Origin of the sequence: Microbacterium sp. SSM24 (genome assembly GCF_025989145.1) — a bacterium.
Taxonomy (GTDB): domain Bacteria; phylum Actinomycetota; class Actinomycetes; order Actinomycetales; family Microbacteriaceae; genus Microbacterium.
This window is the reverse complement of the sequence record NZ_JAPDNQ010000001.1, coordinates 352292-371363: the sequence shown is the minus strand read 5'-3', so window position 1 is coordinate 371363 and position 19072 is coordinate 352292. Positions and strand designations below refer to the sequence as shown.

Below are 19072 nucleotides of genomic sequence, written 5' to 3'. Positions count from 1 at the left end.
ACCACACGATACTGTGGTCTGACCACAATCGTCGAGGGAGTTCCGTGGCCCAGTCAACGCAGACGCCGACCGCACGGGCATGGCAGGTCGTGCTGGAACGGGTCGAGACCGACCTGCTCGACGGCACGCTGCGCCCGGGCGACCGCCTGCCGCCCGAGCGCGAGCTCGCCGCCTCACTGGGTGTGGGCCGTTCGAGCGTGCGCGAGGCGCTGCGCGTCCTCGAGGTCATGGGTCTCATCCGCACAGCCACGGGCTCGGGGCCGTCGGCCGGCGCCATCATCATCGCCACCCCGCAGGGCGGCATGTCGGCGCTGCTGCGCCTCCAGGTCGCCGCGCAGGGCTTCCCCCTCGACGACGTCGTACGCACGCGTCTCGTCCTGGAATCAGCCGTCGTCGATGCGCTTGCCGGCGACCCCGAGCGCGACACGAGGGCGGCGCGCGCCGTCGTCGACGCGATGGACTCGGCCGATCTCACGCCGGCCGAGTTCCTCGCGCTGGACGCGCAGCTCCACCTGGCGCTGGCCGAGGCATCCGGCAACGTCGTCATCGCCGCGATGATGGCGGGGCTGCGCACGGCGATCGAGTCGTACGTGCAAGCAGGAGCCGCCGGCATCGACGACTGGGATGCCGCTGCCGGCCGACTGCGCCGCGAGCACCGCGCGATCCTCGACGCCGTCGACGCGGGCGACACCGCGCTCGCCCGCACCCGCATTCACGACCACATCACCGGCTACTACGCCGAAGCGGGCCTGTCCCGCCGCACCGAGTGAAGGAAAGAACCCACATGGTTCAGCGTCAGCTGCCCAATCCCGCAGAGCTCCTCGAGCTGATGAAGTTCAAGAAGCCCGAGTTCGACGGCAAGAAGCGTCGTCTGGACGCGGCCCTCACGATCTACGACCTGCGCACGATCGCGAAGCGTCGAACGCCGAAGGCGGCCTTCGACTACACCGATGGCGCGGCCGAAGGCGAGCTCTCGCTCTCGCGCGCCCGGCAGGCGTTCGAGGACATCGAGTTCCATCCGGGCATCCTCCGTCCCGCACCCGAGGTCGACACCTCGGTCGAGATCCTCGGTGGTCCGAGCGCGCTGCCGTTCGGCATCGCGCCGACGGGCTTCACCCGCCTGATGCAGACCGAGGGAGAGGTCGCCGGCGCATCGGCGGCGGGGGCCGCGGGCATCCCGTTCACCCTCTCGACGCTCGGCACCACCTCGATCGAAGGGGTGAAGGCGGCGAACCCGCACGGTCGCAACTGGTTCCAGCTGTACGTCATGCGCGATCGCGAGATCTCCTACGGACTGGCGCGCCGGGCGGCGGAAGCCGGATTCGACACCCTGCAGTTCACGGTGGACACACCCGTCGCGGGGGCCCGACTGCGCGACAAGAGGAACGGGTTCGCGATTCCGCCGCAGCTCACGCTCGGCACGATCGTGAACGCCATCCCGCGCCCGTGGTGGTGGTACGACTTCCTCACCACCCCGAAGCTCGAGTTCGCGTCGCTCTCGACGACCGGCGGCACGGTCGGTGAGCTGCTGAACGCCGCGATGGACCCCACGATCAGCTACGACGATCTGGCGATCATCCGCGACATCTGGCCCGGCAAGATCGTGGTGAAGGGTGTGCAGAACGTCGAGGACTCGGTCCGGCTCATCGACGCCGGCGTCGACGGCATCATCCTGTCGAACCACGGCGGCCGCCAGCTCGACCGCGCGCCGATCCCGTTCCATCTGCTGCCCACCGTCGTCCGCGAGGTCGGCAAGGACGCGACGGTGATGATCGATACGGGCATCATGAACGGAGCCGACATCGTCGCCTCGATCGCGCTCGGCGCGAAGTTCACCCTCATCGGGCGCGCGTACCTCTACGGCTTGATGGCGGGCGGCCGGGAAGGCGTCGACCGCACGATCCAGATCCTGCGCACCGAGATCGAGCGAACGATGCAGCTGCTCGGCGTCGCCTCGCTGGCAGAGCTCGAGCCGCGGCACGTGACGCAGCTCGCGCGACTGCAGCCGATCGCTGCTGCCCCCCGGCGTGCGCCGGCGCGGGCACGCACCACGAAGGTCTAGTCGCGCGGCGGGAGGGTGGGGATGAGGCCGTCGAGGAACGCGGCGGTGTCCTCCCAGCCCTCCACCGCGTGGCAGGCCACGCCCATCGCCAGAACGGGATAGTCGTTGCCGTCGGGGTCGAGGCGGTCGCCGACGAACAGCATGTCGTCGAGGGGGATGCCTGTCTGCTCGGACAGCCGGGTCATGCCGTAGGCCTTGTCGATGCCCTGGTGCGTGATGTCGACGGACGTCGATCCGCCCGAGCGGACCTCGAGGTCGGGGATGCGCTCGGCGACGGCGGCCCGGAGCGTGCTCTTCTTCGATCCGGTGGGATCCCACGCGATCTTCGCGTCGAGCGGTGCCCGCTGGCCGAGCGCGGAGAACGTGATCTGCGAACCGCGGTCCTCGAGGATGTCGCCCCACGTCTCGGACTCCCAGAGCCCCAGACGCCGCGCCTCGCCCTCGACGGCGGCGAGTGCGCGCGCCTTCTGGTCGTCCGTCAGCGAATGCGCGTAGACGGTCGTGATGCCGTCGGGCGTGAGGCGGTAGTACTGCGTGCCGCAGGTGGGCAGCAGGTGGAGGCGCGCGAGAGTCACAGCAGAGGCATCCGGCAGTCGATCGACCACCTGCGTCGTGAACTGGGCGAGCTGGCCGCCGGAGATGATGGCGACCTCGACCCGGTCGGCGAGGGCGATGAGAAGATCGCCGATGCGCGGGTCGATCGCGCTCTTGGACGGCGCGAGGGTGTCATCGAGATCGAAGGCGACGAGGCGAGGAGTTGTCATGTGCTCCTCACCTCGTGGCCTCTCCGGTCGGGGTGACAGGATTTGAACCTGCGGCCTCGTCGTCCCGAACGACGCGCGCTACCAAGCTGCGCCACACCCCGTTTTGCAACCCTCCGAGTCTAACCGATCCGAAGCCGTGCGCCGAACCGGGCCGGGCCTTCGTCTCAGGGACGAGCGCTGAGGGTGAGCAGCGACGCCTCGGGACGGCACGCGAACCGCACCGGAGCGTAGATCGAGTGGCCGAGACCGGCGCTCACATTGAGCGGGATGCGTCGTCCCCCGTGCGACCAGTCGCTGAGGCCGCGGGCCTGGCGCAGCGGGATGTCGCAGTTCGCGACCAGCGCGGCGGGCGAACCGGGGATGCGCACCTGCCCGCCGTGGGTGTGTCCGGCGAAGATCACCTCGGCGCCCAGGTCGGTGAACTCGTCGAGCACACGGCGGTAGGGCGCATGCGTGACTCCGATCGTCAGCGCGCGCGGGGAGTCGGCGCGCAGCCCGGACAGCAGGTCGGGGAGCACATCCAGCCGGTCCCAGTCGCGATGCGCGTCGCTGACGCCGAACGCCTCGATGCGCGTGCCGGCGGCATCCGCCGATCCGACCGCGTTGTTGAGGTCGACCCAGCCGAGCTCGTCCGTCAAGTAGCCGTCGAGCGCCTGGGTGTCGAGCGGCTCCGTGCGGTTCCGGCCGGATGTCCGGGACGGGCCGAGGAAGTACTTGAACGGGTTCCGGGGAGACGGAGCCGTGTGATCGTTCGAGCCGTGGACGAAGAACCCCGGGATGCCGCGTAGCGGGTCGAACGCCGCACGCAGGCCGCGCAGGCCGTCGTGGTGACCCATGTTGTCGCCCGTGTTGATCACGAGGTCCGGCTCGAGGTCAGCGAGCGCTGCGATCCATTGCTGCTTGCGGTGCTGCCACGGCGCCATGTGCGCGTCGGACAGATGAAGGATGCGCAGCGGACGCGAGCCCGCGGGCAGGATGGCGAGCTCGTGCCAGCGGACGGTGAAGAGGTATCGCTCGATGCCGACCCCCCACACCGCGGCACCTGCGCCGACCGCCCCCACCACGCCGAGCGTGGTGAGGGCGGCGCGGGATGCGCTGTGCGGCACTAGCCGTCGCCGTTGCCGTTGCCGTTGCCGTTGCCGCCGCCGCAGTCGGATGCGGCGTAGTCCACGGTGATGGCGGTGTTGCGGTTGGTCACGGTGCCCGCGGCGGGCTTGGTGCCCGTCGCGTCACCCTGGGGATCGGCGTCGTCGCGCTGCGTGCACGCTCCGGGCAGCACGTTGCCGAATCCTGCCTGGCGCAGCTCCGCGATCGCACGGTCGAGCTTGCGCCCGGAGACATCCGGCACGGTGAGGCCCTGCCCGTTGCTCGGGTTGATCGTCACCACGGTGCCGCCCGCGACCCTGCCCGCACCCGGGCTCTGCGTCGCGACGAGATCCTTCTGCATGTCGGAATCGACCGGGGCGCCCACCGTCACCTCGAATCCGGCGTCCTGCAGGATCCTCCTGGCCTCGTCCAGCGACTTGCCGACGACACTGGGAAGGTCCGTGTAGACCTGGCGCGACAGGTTGCTGTCGGGGCCGGGGAAGCCGCCGGCCGGATAGAGCTGGTTGGCGAGGTGCTGAAGCTGCCTCGCCATCTGGAAGCGGATGCGGCTCAGCGGCTCGTAGCTGCCGGTCCAGTACTTGTCGTAGAGCGAGATCTCGCCCTGCACGTTGCCCGTCCACACGGCGGTGGTGACCCTGGTGCTGGACTCGATGATCCAGGTGTGGGTCTCCTCGTGCGTGCCGGTCTTCCCCATCACCTGGGTGCCGTCGAACGGGTTGCCGGGGTAGGCGCTTCCGCCGGGAGCCATCACGCCCTGGAAGGCGTAGGCCGCGGTCGCCGCGACAGCGGGGTCGATGACCTGGCTGCACTTGCGGTCCGGCTTGGCGATCTCCTTGCCGTCCGAGTCGGTCACGCGGTCGATCGCCTGCGGCTGGCACTGGATGCCCTTGTTCGCGACCGTCGCGTAGGCCGAGGCCATCGCGAGGGGCGAGATGGCGTCGTCACCGATCACCTTGTTCGGACCGGTCATCACGATCGGCTCGCCGGTGCCGAGTTCGACGCCCATGCGCGTCGCGGCCTTGCCGATGTCGCACAGGTCGAGCTCGGAGGCCATCGCGAGGAATCCGGTGTTCAGCGAGTCACGGGTGAACTGCATCGGCGTGCCGACGTAACCCGACTGGTTCTTGAAGTTCTTCGGGTTCCAGTTCGAGTTGTAGTACGTGCCGCCGTTGTAGCAGGAGTCGGGGAACTCCTTGATGATGCGGTTGCGGCCGTTGACGACCTCGTTGACCGAGTGGCCCTTTTCGAGCCAGTCGATGAGGGTGAAGAGCTTGAACGTCGACCCGGCGCTGAACCCGCGGGACCCGCCGAACTTCAGATCGCCGGCGTAGACGATCGACGAGTAGTTCGGGTCGTCGGTGATCGACTCGCTGAACTTCGTGTTCTGCGCGACCGCCAGGATGCGGCCGGTCGAAGCCTCGAGGCTGATCGACGTCGCGCCGAAGTAGCCGCCGGGAACCGACGACGGGGCCAGCGTGTTCATGGTGCTCTGCGCCTCCTTCTGGAGTCGCATGTCGAGGGTCGTGTACACGTTCAGGCCGCCGCGGCGGAGGCTCTCGGTGCGCTCCTCCTGCGTCGCACCGAACGCGGGATCCTGCTGGATGACGTAGCGCACGTACTGGCAGAAGTACTCGAGGCCCGTTGCGGCGGCGCAGCCGACCTTGGGCGAGGTGATCTTGGGAACGATCGGCTCGAGCACCGCGGCGTCGTACTGCTCCTGCGTGATCTTCCCGTCGTCGAGCATGCGGGAGAGCACGTAGAGCTGACGGCCCTTGGTCGAGCTGTAGCCGTCTGCTGCGGCGAGGTACTGCTCCTGCGTGATCTCGCCGGCGTCGAGCTTCGAGGTCAGCGCGGCGATCTGCTTCGGGTTGACATCGTCGATGAGCCCGTCGGGCGCCTTGTTGTACCCGACGCCGTCGCCGTCGACGATCGAGCCCTTGGGCTTGTCGATCTTGTACGTGTTGGGGTTCTGGACGATGCCGGCCAGCGTCGCCGCCTGGCCGAGCGTCAGATCCTTCGCCGCGACGCCGAAGTAGTACCGAGCGGCAGCGTCGATGCCGTACGTGGTGCCGCCGAAGTTGGCGATGTTGAGGTAGCCGAGAAGGATCGTCTCCTTGTCGTACTTCTTCTCGAGGGCGATCGCGTAGCGCATCTCCTGGAGCTTGCGCTGGATGCCCTCGTCGCCTGCCGCAGTGGTCGCCTGCGTCCAGCAGTCGAGCTTCGCCTGCTCGAGGGAGACCTCGACGACGGCCTGGCCGTTCTCGTCGACGACCACCTCGCCGTTCTCGTCGGTCTTGTACTCGGTCTTGGCGTCCGCCTCGCAGCGCTGGACGAGGATGTTCTTGACGTACTGCTGGCTGATGGTCGAGCCACCCTGCGTCTCGCCGCCGCCCTGAATGTTAGACAGCACCGCGCGGGTCGTGCCGATCAGGTCGACGCCGCCGTGCTGGTAGTACCGCGGGTCCTCACTGGAGAGAATCGCGTCGTACATGACGGGAGCGACCTCGTTGTAGTCCACGGGCGAGCGGTTCTGGTCGTAGAACTGCGTCATGACGACGTAGTCGTCCTTCGTGGGGTCGGTCTTCACCCACAGCGTGGTCGGGAGCATGAGCTTGTCGATGTCGAGCACGCTCGGAAGGTTGTCGAACATCGTGATCGCGCTGGTGGCTGCCGCGCCGGAGAGGGCGATGGCGGGAGTCACGGTCGCCGCGACGAGGACGCCGGCGACAGCGCTGAGGCCGACGAGGCCGGCGAGACCGCCGAGCACACCGCTAGCCGATCGATTGGTATCAGGCATAGGCTTGATCGTAAGGGAACTACCTGGGCGATTCCCTGACGGACGTGCGCCCACCGGGTGTTTCCCAGCCTTCACCAGCCCGTTTCCGCACGCCGACTCGAGGAGCCGCGATGACGACGTGGGAGTATCTCACCACGCCCCTTCTGATCCACAACACCGCCGCGATCCTCAACAACTGGGGCAAGCAGGGCTGGGAGCTCGTGCAGGTCGTTCCCGGGCCGGAGGGTGGGCTCGTCGCCTATCTCAAGCGGCCGAGCGGCGCCGGTGAGGCGAACGCGGGCCTCGGTGCCGCGGCACAGGCCGCGAGGCAGTTCGAGGAGGGCACGGCGTGAGCGTCACCCAGAAGCTCGCGGAGCTCAGCATCGATCTTCCCGACGTCGTCCCGCCCGTCGCAGCGTACGTGCCGGCGAAGGCGCACGGCGACCTCGTGTTCACGGCGGGTCAGCTGCCGATGATCTCCGGCTCGCTGCCGGCGACCGGCAAGGTGGGCGACGGTCACGGCCTGGTGCCGGCATCCGACGCGAAGTCCTACGCGCGTCAGTGCGCACTCAACGCGATCGCGGCTGCCGCGGCCGCCGTGGGCGGTGTCGACCGGCTCACCGGCGTGATCAAGGTGGTCGGGTTCGTGGCATCCGTTCCGGAGTTCACCGGGCAGCCCGGAGTGATCAACGGCGCCAGCGAGGTGCTCGGCGAGATCTTCGGCGAGGCCGGCCGGCACGCGCGGTCCGCCGTCGGCGTGCCCGTGCTTCCGCTCGACGCGCCCGTCGAGGTCGAGGTCGTCTTCTCCTACGCCTAGAAGCAGATGACGGATGCCCCGGCACAGCACGTGCCGGGGCATCCGTCGTCTTCGCTGCTACGTGACCTGGGCCGAGATGACGCTCATGACGGCGGTGTCGGCGAGTGTCGTGGTGTCGCCGACCTCGCGGCCCTCGGCCACGTCGCGCAGCAGGCGGCGCATGATCTTGCCGGACCGCGTCTTGGGCAGCTCGCCCACGATGTAGACGTCCCGGGGCCGGGCGATCGGGCCGATCTGCTCCCCGACCCAGCCGCGCAGCGACTGGGCGAGCCCCTCGGCGGAGTGCTCGTCGAGGTAGGACTGCTTCACGATGACGAACGCGACGACGGCCTGACCCGTGGTCTCGTCGGAGGCGCCGACGACGGCGGCTTCGGCCACCGCCTCGTTGGCCACGAGCGCCGACTCGATCTCGGTCGTCGACAGGCGATGGCCGGACACGTTCATGACGTCGTCGACGCGGCCGAGCAGCCACACGTCGCCGTCGTCGTCGAGGCGCGCGCCGTCGCCGGCGAAGTAGTAGCCCTGCTTCTGGAACTTCTCCCAGTAGGTCTCGACGAATCGGTCCGGGTCCCCCCAGATGCCGCGCAGCATCGACGGCCACGGCTCGGTGACGACCAGCAGGCCGCCGTTTCCGTTTCCGACGTGCGAGCCGTCCTCGTCGACGACGTCGACCGAGATGCCGGGGAGCGGCACCTGCGCCGACCCGGGCTTGGTCTCGGTGACGCCCGGCAACGCGGAGATCATGATCGCCCCGGTCTCGGTCTGCCACCAGGTGTCGACGATCGGGGCGGTCTTGCCGCCGATGATCTTCCGGTACCACATCCACGCCTCGGGGTTGATGGGCTCACCCACCGATCCGAGCAGTCGCAGGGACGAGAGGTCGAACTTCTGCGGCACCGCACGGCCGATCTTCATGAACGATCGGATCGCCGTCGGCGCCGTGTAGAGGATCGTCACACCGTACTTCTCGACGATCTCCCACCAGCGGCCGGGATGCGGGGAGTCCGGCGTGCCCTCGTAGATGACCTGCGTCGCGCCGTTGGCGAGGGGACCGTAGGCGACGTAGCTGTGTCCGGTGATCCACCCGATGTCGGCGGTGCACCAGAACACATCCGTCTCGGGATGGATGTCGTGCACGACCTTGTTCGTGAACGCTGCCTGCGTGAGGTATCCGCCGGAGGTGTGGAGGATGCCCTTGGGCTTTCCCGTCGTGCCGGAGGTGTACAGGATGAACAGCGGGTTCTCGGCGGGGAACGCCTCGGCCTCGTGATCTCCGGATGCCTGCGGCACGACGTCGTGCCACCAGAGGTCGCGCCCCTGCGTCCAGTCGACATCGTTCCCGCCGCGCTTGACGACGATCACGTGCTCGACGGTCTCCTGCGGGCCCGAGCCGTTGCGGTCGCCGAGTGCGAGGTCGACGGCCGGCTTCAGCGGCGACACCTTGCCCTTGCGGTAGCCGCCGTCGGCGGTGATCACGACCCGGGCGCCGGCGTCGTCGATCCGCGCTCGCAGGCTGTCGGCCGAGAACCCGCCGAAGACCACGGAGTGGATTGCGCCGATGCGGGCGACCGCGAGCATCGCGGCGACCGCTTCGGGGATCATCGGCAGATAGATCGCGACGCGGTCGCCCGCACCGACGCCCAGCTCCGTCAGCACATTGGCGAGTCGCTTCACCTCGTCGGTCAGTTCGGCGTAGGTCACGCGGCGTGCGTCGCCCGGCTCGCCCTCCCACAGCAGGGCGACGCGGTCGCCGTTGCCCGCCTCGACGTGACGGTCGAGGCAGTTGTAGGCGACGTTGAGCTCGCCGTCGGCGAACCACTTCGCGAACGGCGGGTTGGACCAGTCGAGCGTCTGCGTGAACGGCGTGTGCCAGTGCAGCTCGCGCGCCTGGTCGGCCCAGAACCCCTCGCGGTCCGCCGCGGCGCGGTCGTACAGCTCGGCGGTGGCGACGGCGTCGGCGGCGAAGTCCGGGGCCGGCGCGAAGCGCCGGTCCTCGTTCAGCAGGTGGTCGATCTGGCTGCTCATTGAGCGCGCTCCTTTGCGGGCTGTGCTGATGGTCTCGACGCGGCGGGCCGCGCTCGATCCGGCGGCCGCGGTGTCGGCCGAGTCTGACTGCAATGTAACCAGCGGAGGGAGCGGTCACCACCCCCGATAGTGGGGACCGGGCCATTGCCGGACTGGAGCGATATATCAGTGAGAAGGCTCTCATGAACTGTTTTGCGAGGACGCTTTCCTCGCATATGCTGTCCAGCGGCCGAACATCGATTCTGGCATTGCGGCACCCGAATCACCCCCCGAAGTGTGGTGTCGCACGTGGCGGCATCCCATTCCCCCCATGGGATGCCGCCCCTGTTCTCTCCGGGACGTTCGTCCGCGCTCTCCTCCACAGGCACCCCTCGTCAGGCCGATTCACGCCGTCGTCCCGATCCGGCTCCTCGTGTGCGCAGGAGGCTCCTAGCGTCGGGGCATGCCCGAGCCGTTCATCGTCCAGCCGCGTGGCACCGCGAACCCGCCGGCGCCCGACGTGGTCGTGGTGCCCGGACCTGTCGCGTCGGCGCCCGCGTCGGGTTCCGGGGGCGGGGGATGGATGCCGCGGCCGACCTCGCAGGCGAGGGCGCGACCGCCCCGGCACCCCTCGCTCGAGGCCCTGGCGACCTATCTCGACGATCCCGCGGTGACCGACCTCTTCGTGAACGGGTCGGCCGGCCTGTTCGTGGACCGAGGGAGCGGACCCGTCGCCGCGCCGGAGTGGCACGCCGACGAGGACGACGTGCGCGACCTGGCCGTCGCCCTCATCGCGCTCGGCGGACGGCACATCGACGACGCGAGCCCCGCGGTCGACGTGCGCCTCGACGGCGGCATGCGCGTGCACGCGGTGCTCCCGCCGGTGTCCGCCGAGGGCACCGCGATCTCGATACGCGTGCCGCGCCTCGATCGGCCGAGTCTGAACGCGCTGCAGGAGTCGGGCGCGTTCGACGGCGCGATGCGACGCACGCTCGAGGAACTCGTCTCGCGCCGAGAGAACATCCTGGTCTCGGGTGCGGCCGGCGCCGGCAAGACGACGCTGCTCGCGAGCCTGCTCGGCTGCGCGGATCCGCGCGAGCGCATCATCACGATCGAAGACGTCGCCGAGCTCCGCATCGACCATCCCCACCACGTCAGGCTCGAGGCGCGTCAGCCCAACCTCGAGGGCGCGGGCGCCATCGGCCTCGCCAGGCTCGTCCGCGAGGCGCTTCGCATGCGACCCGATCGCCTCGTCGTGGGGGAGTGTCGCGGTGAGGAGGTGAGGGAGCTCCTCTCCGCTCTCAACACCGGCCACGACGGCGGTGCCGGTACCGTGCATGCGAACGGCCTGCACGAGGTGCCGGCGCGGCTCGAGGCACTCGGCGCGCTGGCCGGCCTCGACGATCGGGCGCTCGCGCGGCAGGTGGCGAGCGCGATCGGCTGCGTGCTCCATGTCGAGCGCGCACCCGACGGAACCCGGCGGCTGGCGGCGATGGGGCGTCCCGTCGTCGATGACCGTGGCCGCCTCGCGATCGAGGAGCACGCGTGCGCCGCCTGACGCGGCGGTCCGCGCAGGGGGCGGATGCCTCCGCCGCCGCCGAGACCGTGCTGCGCCTCGCCGTGCTCCTCCAGGCCGGAGTGGCGCCCGCGCGCGCCTGGGTGCACCTCGCCGACGCCGGCGATCCGGCGGCGGCGCGCGTCGTCGAAGCGATGCAGGGCGGCGCGTCGCCGGCCGAGGCGATCGGTGGAGCGGGGGAGTCGCACACGGACGGCGGTGCGTGGTCCGAGATCGCGTCGGCGTGGCGCGTCGCCACGACGGTGGGTGCGCCCTTGGCCGAGAGCCTGCGCGGGCTCGCCGCGGCGCTCCGCGACGCGCAGGAGGCCGCCGACGAGGTGCGGGTCGCGCTCGCCGAGCCCGCCGGCACCGCGCGACTCATGGGGTGGCTGCCGCTGGTGGCGGTGGCACTCGGCGCCGCGCTGGGCTTCGACACGTTCGGTGCGCTCTTCGGACACCCGCTCGGCCTGGTGTGCCTCGGCGCGGGTGCGGCCCTCATCGTCGCGGCGCAGCGGTGGACGGCGGCCCTCGTTCGGCGCGCCCGCGCCGAACCGGGCGTCGCGGGCCACAGCGCCGAATTGCTGGCGATCGCTCTCAGCGGCGGTGTCTCCATCGATCGCGCGACGGCGCTCGTCGAGAACTGCGGCGCCCACCCCGACCCGTCCACGGACGGCATCCTCTCCCTCTCGCGTTCTGCGGGGGTGCCCGCCGTCGAGCTGCTCCGCGCGTCGGCGGTGCTCGCGCGCCATCGTGCCCGCGTCGAGGGCCGCCTTCGAGCGGCGCGTCTCTCGTCGCGCCTGCTCCTGCCGTTGGGCGTGTGCACCCTGCCCGCCTTCCTCCTGCTCGGCGTCGCGCCGATGATGCTCAGCGTCATGTCGACGATGTCGTTCTCGTTGTGACCCACCGACCGTGCCCGCCCTTCCATCCGCACACAGAAAGAGATGCACATGCCCCGTTTCGTCCTTCCTCCGCTCACCGCCCGCCGCGCCGCCCGGCTGTTCGCCGAGGCGAACGCCGACGACACCGGCGCCGCCACCGCCGAGTACGCGATCGCCACGATGGCGGCCGTGGCCTTCGCCGGCATGCTCGTCGTGATCATGCGATCCGACGAGGTGCGCGGCATCCTCACCGACCTGGTCCGGCGCGCGCTCACGGTGGCCTGATGAGGCCGCGACCCGGCGACGATCGCGGTTCGGTCGTCGCCGAGTTCGCGGTCGCGCTGCCGGCGGTCGCTCTCGTGCTGCTCCTCGGGGCGGGCGTGCTGGCCGCAGGCGCCCGGCACGTGCGACTGCAGGATGCGGTCTCCGATGCGGCGAGACTGGCGGCACGCGGCGAGTCGAACGACCGTGTCACCGCGGCGATCACCGGTGCGGTGCCCGGCGCACGGGGCGCCGTCGACGCACGTGACGATCTCGTGTGCGTCACGGCATCCGCGTCCGCCCTTCTCGGGATCGATGTCCACGCCACGGCCTGTGCGCTCGCCGGAGGACTCTGATGCCCGGCACGGCGCTCGCCGTGGGCGTGATGGCGGCGGTGGCCGCTGTGACCCTGGGCCTCGGGGCGGTGTCCGCCGCGTCCGTGTACGGGCAGCGCCTCGCGGGCGCGGCGGATGCTGCGGCGCTGGCCGCCGCGGATGCCGCCTCCGGGGCGGTCACGGGGGTGCCGTGCGAGCGCGCGGACGAGGTGGCCGCGGCCTCCGGGGTCGTCGTCAGCGTGTGCGACGTGGACGCTCTGGTGGCGACGGTGACGGTGTCGGGCGGCTTCGGCGTCTTCACCGCGACGGCGCGGGCGCGTGCCGGCCCAGCGTCATGAGGCGCTCTCACAGGCACCACACCGAAATTGGGCGTGTATGGTTTGCGTCGAAGAAAGGACCACCCCTTTGGCAGATGGCAAGAAGCTCGTCATCGTCGAGTCCCCGACGAAGATGAGGTCGATCCAGGGGTATCTCGGCGACGGCTACGAGGTGCTGAGCTCGGTCGGTCACATCCGCGATCTCGCGGACAAGAAGGACATTCCGGCTGACAAGAAGCAGGCGTACGGCAAGTACTCGATCGACATCGACAACGGCTTCGACCCCTACTACGTCGAGAGCGAGCGCGGCCGCAAGACCGTCGCCGAGCTCAAGCGTGCGCTGAAGGGAGCCGACGAACTCCTGCTCGCGACCGATGAGGACCGCGAGGGCGAAGCCATCGCGTGGCACCTCCTGCAGACGCTGAAGCCGAAGGTCCCGGTCAAGCGCATGGTGTTCCACGAGATCACCAAAGACGCCATTCAGGCCGCCGTCGGCAACACGCGTGAACTCGACCTCGCGCTCGTCGACGCGCAGGAGACGCGCCGCATCCTCGACCGGCTGTACGGGTGGGATGTCAGCCCGGTGCTGTGGTTCAAGGTGCAGCAGGGCACGTCCGCTGGGCGTGTCCAGTCCGCCGCGACCCGCATGGTCGTCGAGCGCGAACGGGAGCGGATGGCATTCGTGTCCGCCTCGTACTGGGACATCGAGACGCTCGCGGTCAAGGGATCCGACTCGTTCGGCGCCCGCCTCGCCCGCGTCGACGGTGCGCCGCTCGCGCGCGGCACCGACTTCGACGACAGCGGCACCCTGAAGAAGGCCGTGCTCGTCCTCGACGAGACCGAGGCGCGCTCGCTCGCCGAGGCGATCCAGGCGGCGGGCGAGGCGTCCGTCACCGGCGTCGAATCGAAGCCCGGAACCCGCAGCCCGCGCGCGCCCTTCACCACCTCGACCCTCCAGCAGGAGGCCGGCCGCAAGCTCTCGATGAGCGCCAAGCACGCCATGAGCGTCGCCCAGCGTCTCTACGAGAAGGGCTTCATCACCTATATGCGCACCGACTCGACGGCGCTCAGCACGCAGGCGATCCAGGCCGCTCGGGCGCAGGCCGTCGCGATGTACGGCGAGAAGGCCGTTCCGCTGAACCCGCGCACCTACGCCAGCAAGAGCAAGAACGCGCAGGAGGCGCACGAGGCGATCCGTCCTTCCGGCGAGGAGTTCCGCACGCCCGCGTCCGTCTCCGGCGAGCTCGACCGCGATGAGCAGCGGCTCTACGACCTCATCTGGAAGCGCACGATGGCCAGCCAGATGTCCGATGCGAAGTACGAGACGACGACCGTCACGCTCACGGCGCAGGCCGGCGATCGGCGTGCCGAGTTCACGGCGTCCGGCACCGTCTACACCTTCAAGGGCTTCCTCGAGGCGTACGAGGAGGGCAAGGACGAGAAGCGCGGCGACGCCGACCGGGCCGACGACCAGTCGCTGCCCGTGCTCGCCGAGGGCGATGTCCTGCGGCTCAAGGAGGTCGAGCCCAAGGGGCACGCGACGAGCCCCAAGCCTCGCTACACCGAGGCGAGCCTCGTCAAGGCGCTCGAGGAGAAGGGGATCGGCCGCCCGTCCACGTTCGCGAGCATCATCGACGTGATCCTCAATCGCGGGTACGTCTCCAAGCGCGGCCAGGCGCTGATCCCGAGCTGGCTCGCGTTCAGTGTCGTGCGGCTTCTCGAGGAGCATTTCGCCGACCTCGTCGACTACGACTTCACCGCGGCGCTCGAGGACGACCTCGACGCGATCGCCCGCGGCGAGCAGCGGCGCGAGGACTGGCTCAAGGAGTTCTACTTCGGCTCGGAGGGGCAGGTCGGCCTGCGCAACATCGTCGACAACCTCGGCGAGATCGACGCCCGCGCACTCAACTCGACGCCCATCGGCGACGTCGCGACCCTGCGCTTCGGCAAGTACGGTCCCTACCTCGAGGTGCCCAATCCCGAGAACCCCGAGGGCGATCCGCGCCGCGTCAACATCCCCGAGGATCTCGCGCCCGACGAACTCACGCCCGCGAAGGCGCAGGAGCTCATCGACGCGCCGGTGGCGGGCGACCGCGTGCTGGGTGAGAACCCGGCCAACGGCAAGCTCGTCGTCGTCAAGGACGGTCGGTTCGGGCCCTACGTGCAGGAGGCCGACCCGCCCACCGACGAGGAGGTGGACGAAGAGACCGGCGAGATCGTCGAGGCGCCTCCCGCGCCGAAGAAGCGCGGTGCGAAGAAAGAGGTCGCACCCAAGCCCCGCACCGCATCGCTCTTCAAGTCCATGTCGGTCGACACCATCGACCTCGAGACGGCGCTGCGTCTGCTCGACCTGCCGCGCGTGGTGGGCGCCGACCCCGAGTCCGGTGCCGAGATCACGGCGCAGAACGGACGGTACGGCCCGTATCTCAAGAAGGGCACGGACTCGCGCACGCTGCAGAGCGAGCAGCAGCTCTTCGACATCACGCTCGACGAGGCGCTCGCCGTATACGCGCAGCCCAAGTACGGGGCCCGCGGGGCGAGCAGCGCGCTCAAGGAGTTCGAGAACGACCCCGTGAGCGAGAAGCCGATCAAGGTGAAGGACGGCCGGTTCGGCGCGTATGTCACCGACGGGGTGACCAACGTCACGATCCCGCGCGGCCAGACGCCCGACGACATCACCTACGAGATCGCCGTCCAGATGCTCGCCGACAAGCGCGCGAAGGGACCGGCGCCCAAGCGCACCGCGCGACGGACCACCACGAAGAAGGCCCCGGCGAAGAAGTGACCGACGCGGCCGTGCCCGGCTCGCACGCCGGGCTCTTCATCACGCTCGAGGGCGGCGACGGCGCCGGAAAGACGACCCAGGCGGTGCTGCTCGAGAAGTGGCTCACGGATGCCGGGCGCCGCGTCGTCCGCACGCGCGAGCCGGGCGGCACCGAGGTGGGGCGGCTGATCCGCGACATCGTGCTGCACCACCGCGGTGAGGTCGCGGCACGCGCCGAGGCCCTCCTGTACGCGGCCGACCGGGCACACCACGTCGAGGCCGTGGTGCGCCCGGCGCTCGAGCGCGGCGACGTCGTGATCCAGGATCGCTACCTCGACTCGTCGGTCGCATACCAGGGTGCCGGTCGCGTGCTCGGAACCGACGAGGTCCGGCGCCTGTCGATGTGGGCGACCGGCGACCTGCTGCCCGATCTCACGGTGCTCCTCGACCTCGACCCCTCGGTCGCGCGCGGACGACTCGACGCCGACGACAAGCCGTTCGACAGGCTCGAGGCCGAGCGCGAGTCGTTCCACGCACGGGTGCGCGAGGAGTTCCTCGCCCTCGCCGCCGCCGAGCCCGGCCGATTCCTCGTGCTCGACGCGACGCGGCGGCCCGAGGAGCTCTCCGCCGCGGTGCAGCAACGGGTCTCGGCCCTTCTCGGCTGAGCCGGGGGCGTCCGTGGCCGCGACTAGGCTGACTGGCATGGATTCGACGGCGGGCGCGGCGGCGACGACCGTGCGTGCCGAGGTCCCGTGGGGCGAGGTGTGGGGACAGGCCGATGCCGTCGCGACACTGCAGGACGCAGCATCCGATCCGTCCGCTCTCACCCACGCGTGGCTCATCACGGGTCCACCCGGATCGGGGCGTTCGACGCTCGCCTACGCCTTCGCTGCCGCGCTCATCGCCGAGCCCGGCGACCAGAACGCGATGCGACAGGTGCTCGCGGGCACGCATCCCGACCTGACCTCGCTGCGCACCGAGGGCGTGATCATCTCGACCAAAGACGCCCGTGCACTCGTCGAGCGCTCGTACTTCTCGCCGTCGCTCGGCCGCTACCGCGTGATCGTGATGGAAGACGCCGACCGCATGGCCGAGCGCACCTCCAACGTCCTGCTCAAGGCCCTGGAAGAGCCGCCCGAGCGCACGGTCTGGGTGCTGTGCGCGCCGAGCGACGCCGACCTGCTGCCCACGATCCGATCACGCGTGCGCACCCTCCGGCTGCGCGAGCCCGGCGTCGACGACGTGGCGCGCTTGATCGTCGAGCGCACCGGTGTCGACGAGGCGACGGCGGAGCAGTCCGCCCGTCATGCCCAGCGTCACATCGGCATGGCGCAGCGGCTGGCGACGGATGCCGCTACGCGCGCCCGCCGGGACGCCATGCTCCGCGCGGTGCTGCGGGTGCGCGGCGTGGGCGACGCCGTCGACGTCGCCGGCCGGATCGTGCAGGCGGCCACCGACGACGCCAAGGCGCTGACCACCGAGCGCGACGAGGCGGAGCGGTCGTCGCTGCTGCGCACGCTCGGCATCCCCGAGGGCGGTGCCGTGCCGCCGGCGGTGCGCGCCCAGCTCTCGGCTCTCGAGGACGACCAGAAGCGCCGTGCGACGCGCAGTCTGCGCGACGGCATCGATCGCGTGCTCACCGACCTCGAGTCGATGTTCCGCGACGTGCTCATGCTCCAGTTCGGCCGCGACGCCGATCTCATCAACCGCGAGCTCGAGCCCGACCTGCGCTCGCTCGCCGCAGCCTGGTCGCCCGAGCGCACCCTCACCGTCGTCGATCGCATCGCGGTCACGCGTGAGAACGTCGAGCTCAATGCCGCTCCCACCCTCGCCCTCGAGAGCATGCTCGTGACCGTCGCGAGCGGAAGGACCCCGTGAACGCGTCCCCCCGTCGCCGTGCCCGCCGTGTCGTCGCCGTCGTGGCGGCGCTGGCCGCGGCATCCGTCGCCCTGAGCGGCTGCTTCTACGCGATGATCCCCGACGAAGCGATATCGACCTCGAGTCCCGCGCCCGATACCGCGGGCGTGCCGGACGACCTTCTGCCGTACTACGAGCAGACCCTCGACTGGGCTGCCTGCGACGAGGGGTTCGACTGCACGATGGTCACGGCCCCTCTCGACTGGGCGGACCCCTCGAAGGGCGACATCGAGCTGTCGGTGATCCGCAGCCGCGCCGAAGGCGGCGAGGCGATCGGCTCGCTCCTCACCAACCCCGGCGGACCCGGTGCGAGCGGCGTCGAGCTGATCCGCGACTCGCTGACCTTCGCGGTGGGCGAGCCGCTGCGCGAGCAGTTCGACGTGATCGGCTTCGATCCGCGGGGAGTCGGCGAATCGACCGCCGTCACCTGCTTCGACGACGCCGACATGGACGCCTACCTCTACGACATCCCCGAGAACGAGCGGGGATCGGATGCCTGGACCGACGAGCTCCTCGAGCGTCACGCCGGCTTCGCCGAGGCCTGCGACGAGAACAGCGACGGCATCCTGCCGTACATCACGACCGAGAACTCCGCGCGCGACATGGACCTGCTGCGGGCGGTGCTCGGCGACAGCGAGCTGAACTACCTCGGCTACTCGTACGGCACGTTCCTCGGCGCGACCTACGCGGAGCTCTTCCCCGACAAGGTCGGGCGCCTCGTCCTCGACGGCGCGGTCGACCCCGCCATCTCGGGTCTCGAGATGAACGTGACGCAGGGGGTGGGCTTCGAATCGGCGCTTCGCGCGTACATGGCGCACTGCCTCGAGAGCCGCGAGTGTCCGTTCCGCGGCTCCGTGGACGACGCGATGGCCGACCTCGGTGCGCTGATGGCGTCGGTGGACCGCAATCCCCTCCCCGCGGCCGATGGGCGAGAGCTCGGTGCGGATTCGCTCCTCACCGCGATCGTGGCGGCCCTCTACTCCGAGCAGAGTTGGGACTACCTCACGCTCGCCCTCGACGGCGCCCTCCAGGGCGACCCCGAGACGGCGTTCATCCTCGCCGACTTCTACAACAACCGCGAGGGCGGCACGTACTACGGCAATCAGACCGAGGCGTTCCGCGCGTACAACTGCATGGACTATCCGGTCGATGCCACCGACGTCGACATCGCGGCGGCGAAGGAGCAGCTGGCTTCGGAGGCCCCGACAGTGGCGCCGTACTGGTTCGGCCCCGACCCCTGCGAGGTGTGGCCGTACCCCGCGACCGGCACACGCGGAGAGATCACCGCCGAGGGCGCCGCGCCCATCGTCGTGGTCGGCACCACGAACGACCCGGCGACCCCCTACGAATGGTCGGTGTCCCTTGCTGAGCAGCTCGCCTCCGGCGTGCTCATCACGCGCGAGGGCGAGGGTCACACCGGCTACAACAAGGGCAGCGACTGCGTCGACGACGCGGTCGAGAAGTATCTGCTCGACGGCACCGTGCCGCAGGACGGGCTCACCTGCGGGTGAGGCG

Annotated in this window: 17 protein-coding genes and 1 tRNA gene; 13 read left to right on the top strand and 5 right to left on the bottom strand. The window is 70.1% G+C overall.

What is annotated here, in order from left to right:
- The first annotated feature begins 44 nt into the window (after nt 1–44).
- Nucleotides 45–770 (top strand): FadR/GntR family transcriptional regulator, encoded by a 726-nt coding sequence (locus tag OL358_RS01760; protein WP_264708225.1) that lies wholly within the window; start codon nt 45–47, stop codon nt 768–770.
- Between the two features lie 14 nt (nt 771–784).
- Nucleotides 785–2062, top strand: a complete 1278-nt coding sequence (locus OL358_RS01755) for an alpha-hydroxy acid oxidase (protein WP_264708224.1) — start codon at nt 785–787, stop codon at nt 2060–2062.
- Here OL358_RS01755 and OL358_RS01750 read toward each other — a convergent pair.
- The 4 genes from OL358_RS01750 to OL358_RS01735 all read right to left on the bottom strand — a co-directional run bounded on the left by OL358_RS01750 (nt 2059) and on the right by OL358_RS01735 (nt 6730).
- A complete protein-coding gene (locus tag OL358_RS01750; RefSeq protein ID WP_264708223.1) occupies nt 2059–2826 on the bottom strand; it encodes an HAD-IIB family hydrolase in 768 nt (255 codons plus the stop codon). The two genes, OL358_RS01755 and OL358_RS01750, sit on opposite strands and share 4 nt — an antisense overlap.
- A gap of 27 nt (nt 2827–2853) precedes the next feature.
- Nucleotides 2854–2927, bottom strand: a tRNA-Pro gene (locus OL358_RS01745).
- Between the two features lie 63 nt (nt 2928–2990).
- Nucleotides 2991–3932, bottom strand: a complete 942-nt coding sequence (locus OL358_RS01740) for a metallophosphoesterase (protein ID WP_264708222.1) — start codon at nt 3930–3932, stop codon at nt 2991–2993.
- Nucleotides 3932–6730, bottom strand: a complete 2799-nt coding sequence (locus tag OL358_RS01735; protein WP_264708221.1) for a transglycosylase domain-containing protein — start codon at nt 6728–6730, stop codon at nt 3932–3934. The genes OL358_RS01740 and OL358_RS01735 overlap by 1 nt, the downstream gene beginning before the upstream one ends.
- Nucleotides 6731–6840: 110 nt before the next feature.
- Between OL358_RS01735 and OL358_RS01730 the strand changes: the two genes are divergently transcribed.
- Together OL358_RS01730 and OL358_RS01725 are read left to right on the top strand one after the other, a co-directional pair.
- Entirely contained in the window at nt 6841–7062 is a 222-nt protein-coding gene (locus tag OL358_RS01730; protein WP_264708220.1) for a DUF4177 domain-containing protein, read from the top strand.
- On the top strand, nt 7059–7526 hold the full coding sequence (locus OL358_RS01725) for a RidA family protein (RefSeq protein WP_264708219.1): 468 nt from the start codon (nt 7059–7061) through the stop codon (nt 7524–7526). The genes OL358_RS01730 and OL358_RS01725 overlap by 4 nt, the downstream gene beginning before the upstream one ends.
- 57 nt (nt 7527–7583) lie before the next feature.
- Here the strand turns inward: OL358_RS01725 and acs are convergent, their stop codons facing one another.
- Nucleotides 7584–9551 carry an acetate--CoA ligase gene (acs, locus tag OL358_RS01720; protein ID WP_264708218.1) on the bottom strand — a complete coding sequence of 656 codons (1968 nt, stop codon included), beginning with the start codon at nt 9549–9551 and terminating at the stop codon, nt 7584–7586.
- Between the two features lie 442 nt (nt 9552–9993).
- On the opposite strand from acs, the gene OL358_RS01715 reads away from it, so the two are divergent.
- The 9 genes from OL358_RS01715 to OL358_RS01675 all read left to right on the top strand — a co-directional run bounded on the left by OL358_RS01715 (nt 9994) and on the right by OL358_RS01675 (nt 19068).
- Entirely contained in the window at nt 9994–11088 is a 1095-nt protein-coding gene (locus tag OL358_RS01715; protein WP_264708216.1) for a TadA family conjugal transfer-associated ATPase, read from the top strand.
- Entirely contained in the window at nt 11076–11984 is a 909-nt protein-coding gene (locus OL358_RS01710) for a type II secretion system F family protein (protein ID WP_264708215.1), read from the top strand. Before OL358_RS01715 ends, OL358_RS01710 begins: the two co-directional genes overlap by 13 nt.
- A gap of 48 nt (nt 11985–12032) precedes the next feature.
- On the top strand, nt 12033–12248 hold the full coding sequence (locus OL358_RS01705; protein ID WP_264708214.1) for a DUF4244 domain-containing protein: 216 nt from the start codon (nt 12033–12035) through the stop codon (nt 12246–12248).
- Nucleotides 12248–12580, top strand: coding sequence for a TadE family type IV pilus minor pilin (locus OL358_RS01700; RefSeq protein ID WP_264708212.1), 333 nt, complete (start codon nt 12248–12250; stop codon nt 12578–12580). Before OL358_RS01705 ends, OL358_RS01700 begins: the two co-directional genes overlap by 1 nt.
- Entirely contained in the window at nt 12580–12897 is a 318-nt protein-coding gene (locus OL358_RS01695) for an Rv3654c family TadE-like protein (protein WP_264708211.1), read from the top strand. The genes OL358_RS01700 and OL358_RS01695 overlap by 1 nt, the downstream gene beginning before the upstream one ends.
- Before the next feature lie 67 nt (nt 12898–12964).
- Nucleotides 12965–15661: a type I DNA topoisomerase gene (topA, locus tag OL358_RS01690; protein WP_264708210.1), complete on the top strand. Its 2697-nt coding sequence runs from the start codon at nt 12965–12967 to the stop codon at nt 15659–15661.
- Nucleotides 15658–16305 carry a dTMP kinase gene (tmk, locus tag OL358_RS01685; RefSeq protein WP_264708209.1) on the top strand — a complete coding sequence of 216 codons (648 nt, stop codon included), beginning with the start codon at nt 15658–15660 and terminating at the stop codon, nt 16303–16305. The genes topA and tmk overlap by 4 nt, the downstream gene beginning before the upstream one ends.
- 37 nt (nt 16306–16342) lie before the next feature.
- Nucleotides 16343–17518 (top strand): DNA polymerase III subunit delta', encoded by a 1176-nt coding sequence (locus OL358_RS01680; protein WP_264708208.1) that lies wholly within the window; start codon nt 16343–16345, stop codon nt 17516–17518.
- The gene (locus OL358_RS01675; RefSeq protein ID WP_264708207.1) at nt 17515–19068 is read left to right on the top strand and encodes an alpha/beta hydrolase; all 1554 of its coding nucleotides are present in this window, start codon (nt 17515–17517) and stop codon (nt 19066–19068) included. Before OL358_RS01680 ends, OL358_RS01675 begins: the two co-directional genes overlap by 4 nt.
- Nucleotides 19069–19072: the final 4 nt, after the last annotated feature.

Coding starts and splice junctions, on each gene's coding strand:
- OL358_RS01755 (WP_264708224.1), top strand. CDS start 785: ATGGTTCAGCGTCAGCTGCCCAATCCCGCAGAGCTCCTCGAGCTGATG.
- OL358_RS01750 (WP_264708223.1), bottom strand. CDS start 2,826: ATGACAACTCCTCGCCTCGTCGCCTTCGATCTCGATGACACCCTCGCG.
- OL358_RS01735 (WP_264708221.1), bottom strand. CDS start 6,730: ATGCCTGATACCAATCGATCGGCTAGCGGTGTGCTCGGCGGTCTCGCC.
- OL358_RS01730 (WP_264708220.1), top strand. CDS start 6,841: ATGACGACGTGGGAGTATCTCACCACGCCCCTTCTGATCCACAACACC.
- acs (WP_264708218.1), bottom strand. CDS start 9,551: ATGAGCAGCCAGATCGACCACCTGCTGAACGAGGACCGGCGCTTCGCG.
- OL358_RS01715 (WP_264708216.1), top strand. CDS start 9,994: ATGCCCGAGCCGTTCATCGTCCAGCCGCGTGGCACCGCGAACCCGCCG.
- OL358_RS01705 (WP_264708214.1), top strand. CDS start 12,033: ATGCCCCGTTTCGTCCTTCCTCCGCTCACCGCCCGCCGCGCCGCCCGG.
- OL358_RS01700 (WP_264708212.1), top strand. CDS start 12,248: ATGAGGCCGCGACCCGGCGACGATCGCGGTTCGGTCGTCGCCGAGTTC.
- OL358_RS01695 (WP_264708211.1), top strand. CDS start 12,580: ATGCCCGGCACGGCGCTCGCCGTGGGCGTGATGGCGGCGGTGGCCGCT.
- OL358_RS01680 (WP_264708208.1), top strand. CDS start 16,343: ATGGATTCGACGGCGGGCGCGGCGGCGACGACCGTGCGTGCCGAGGTC.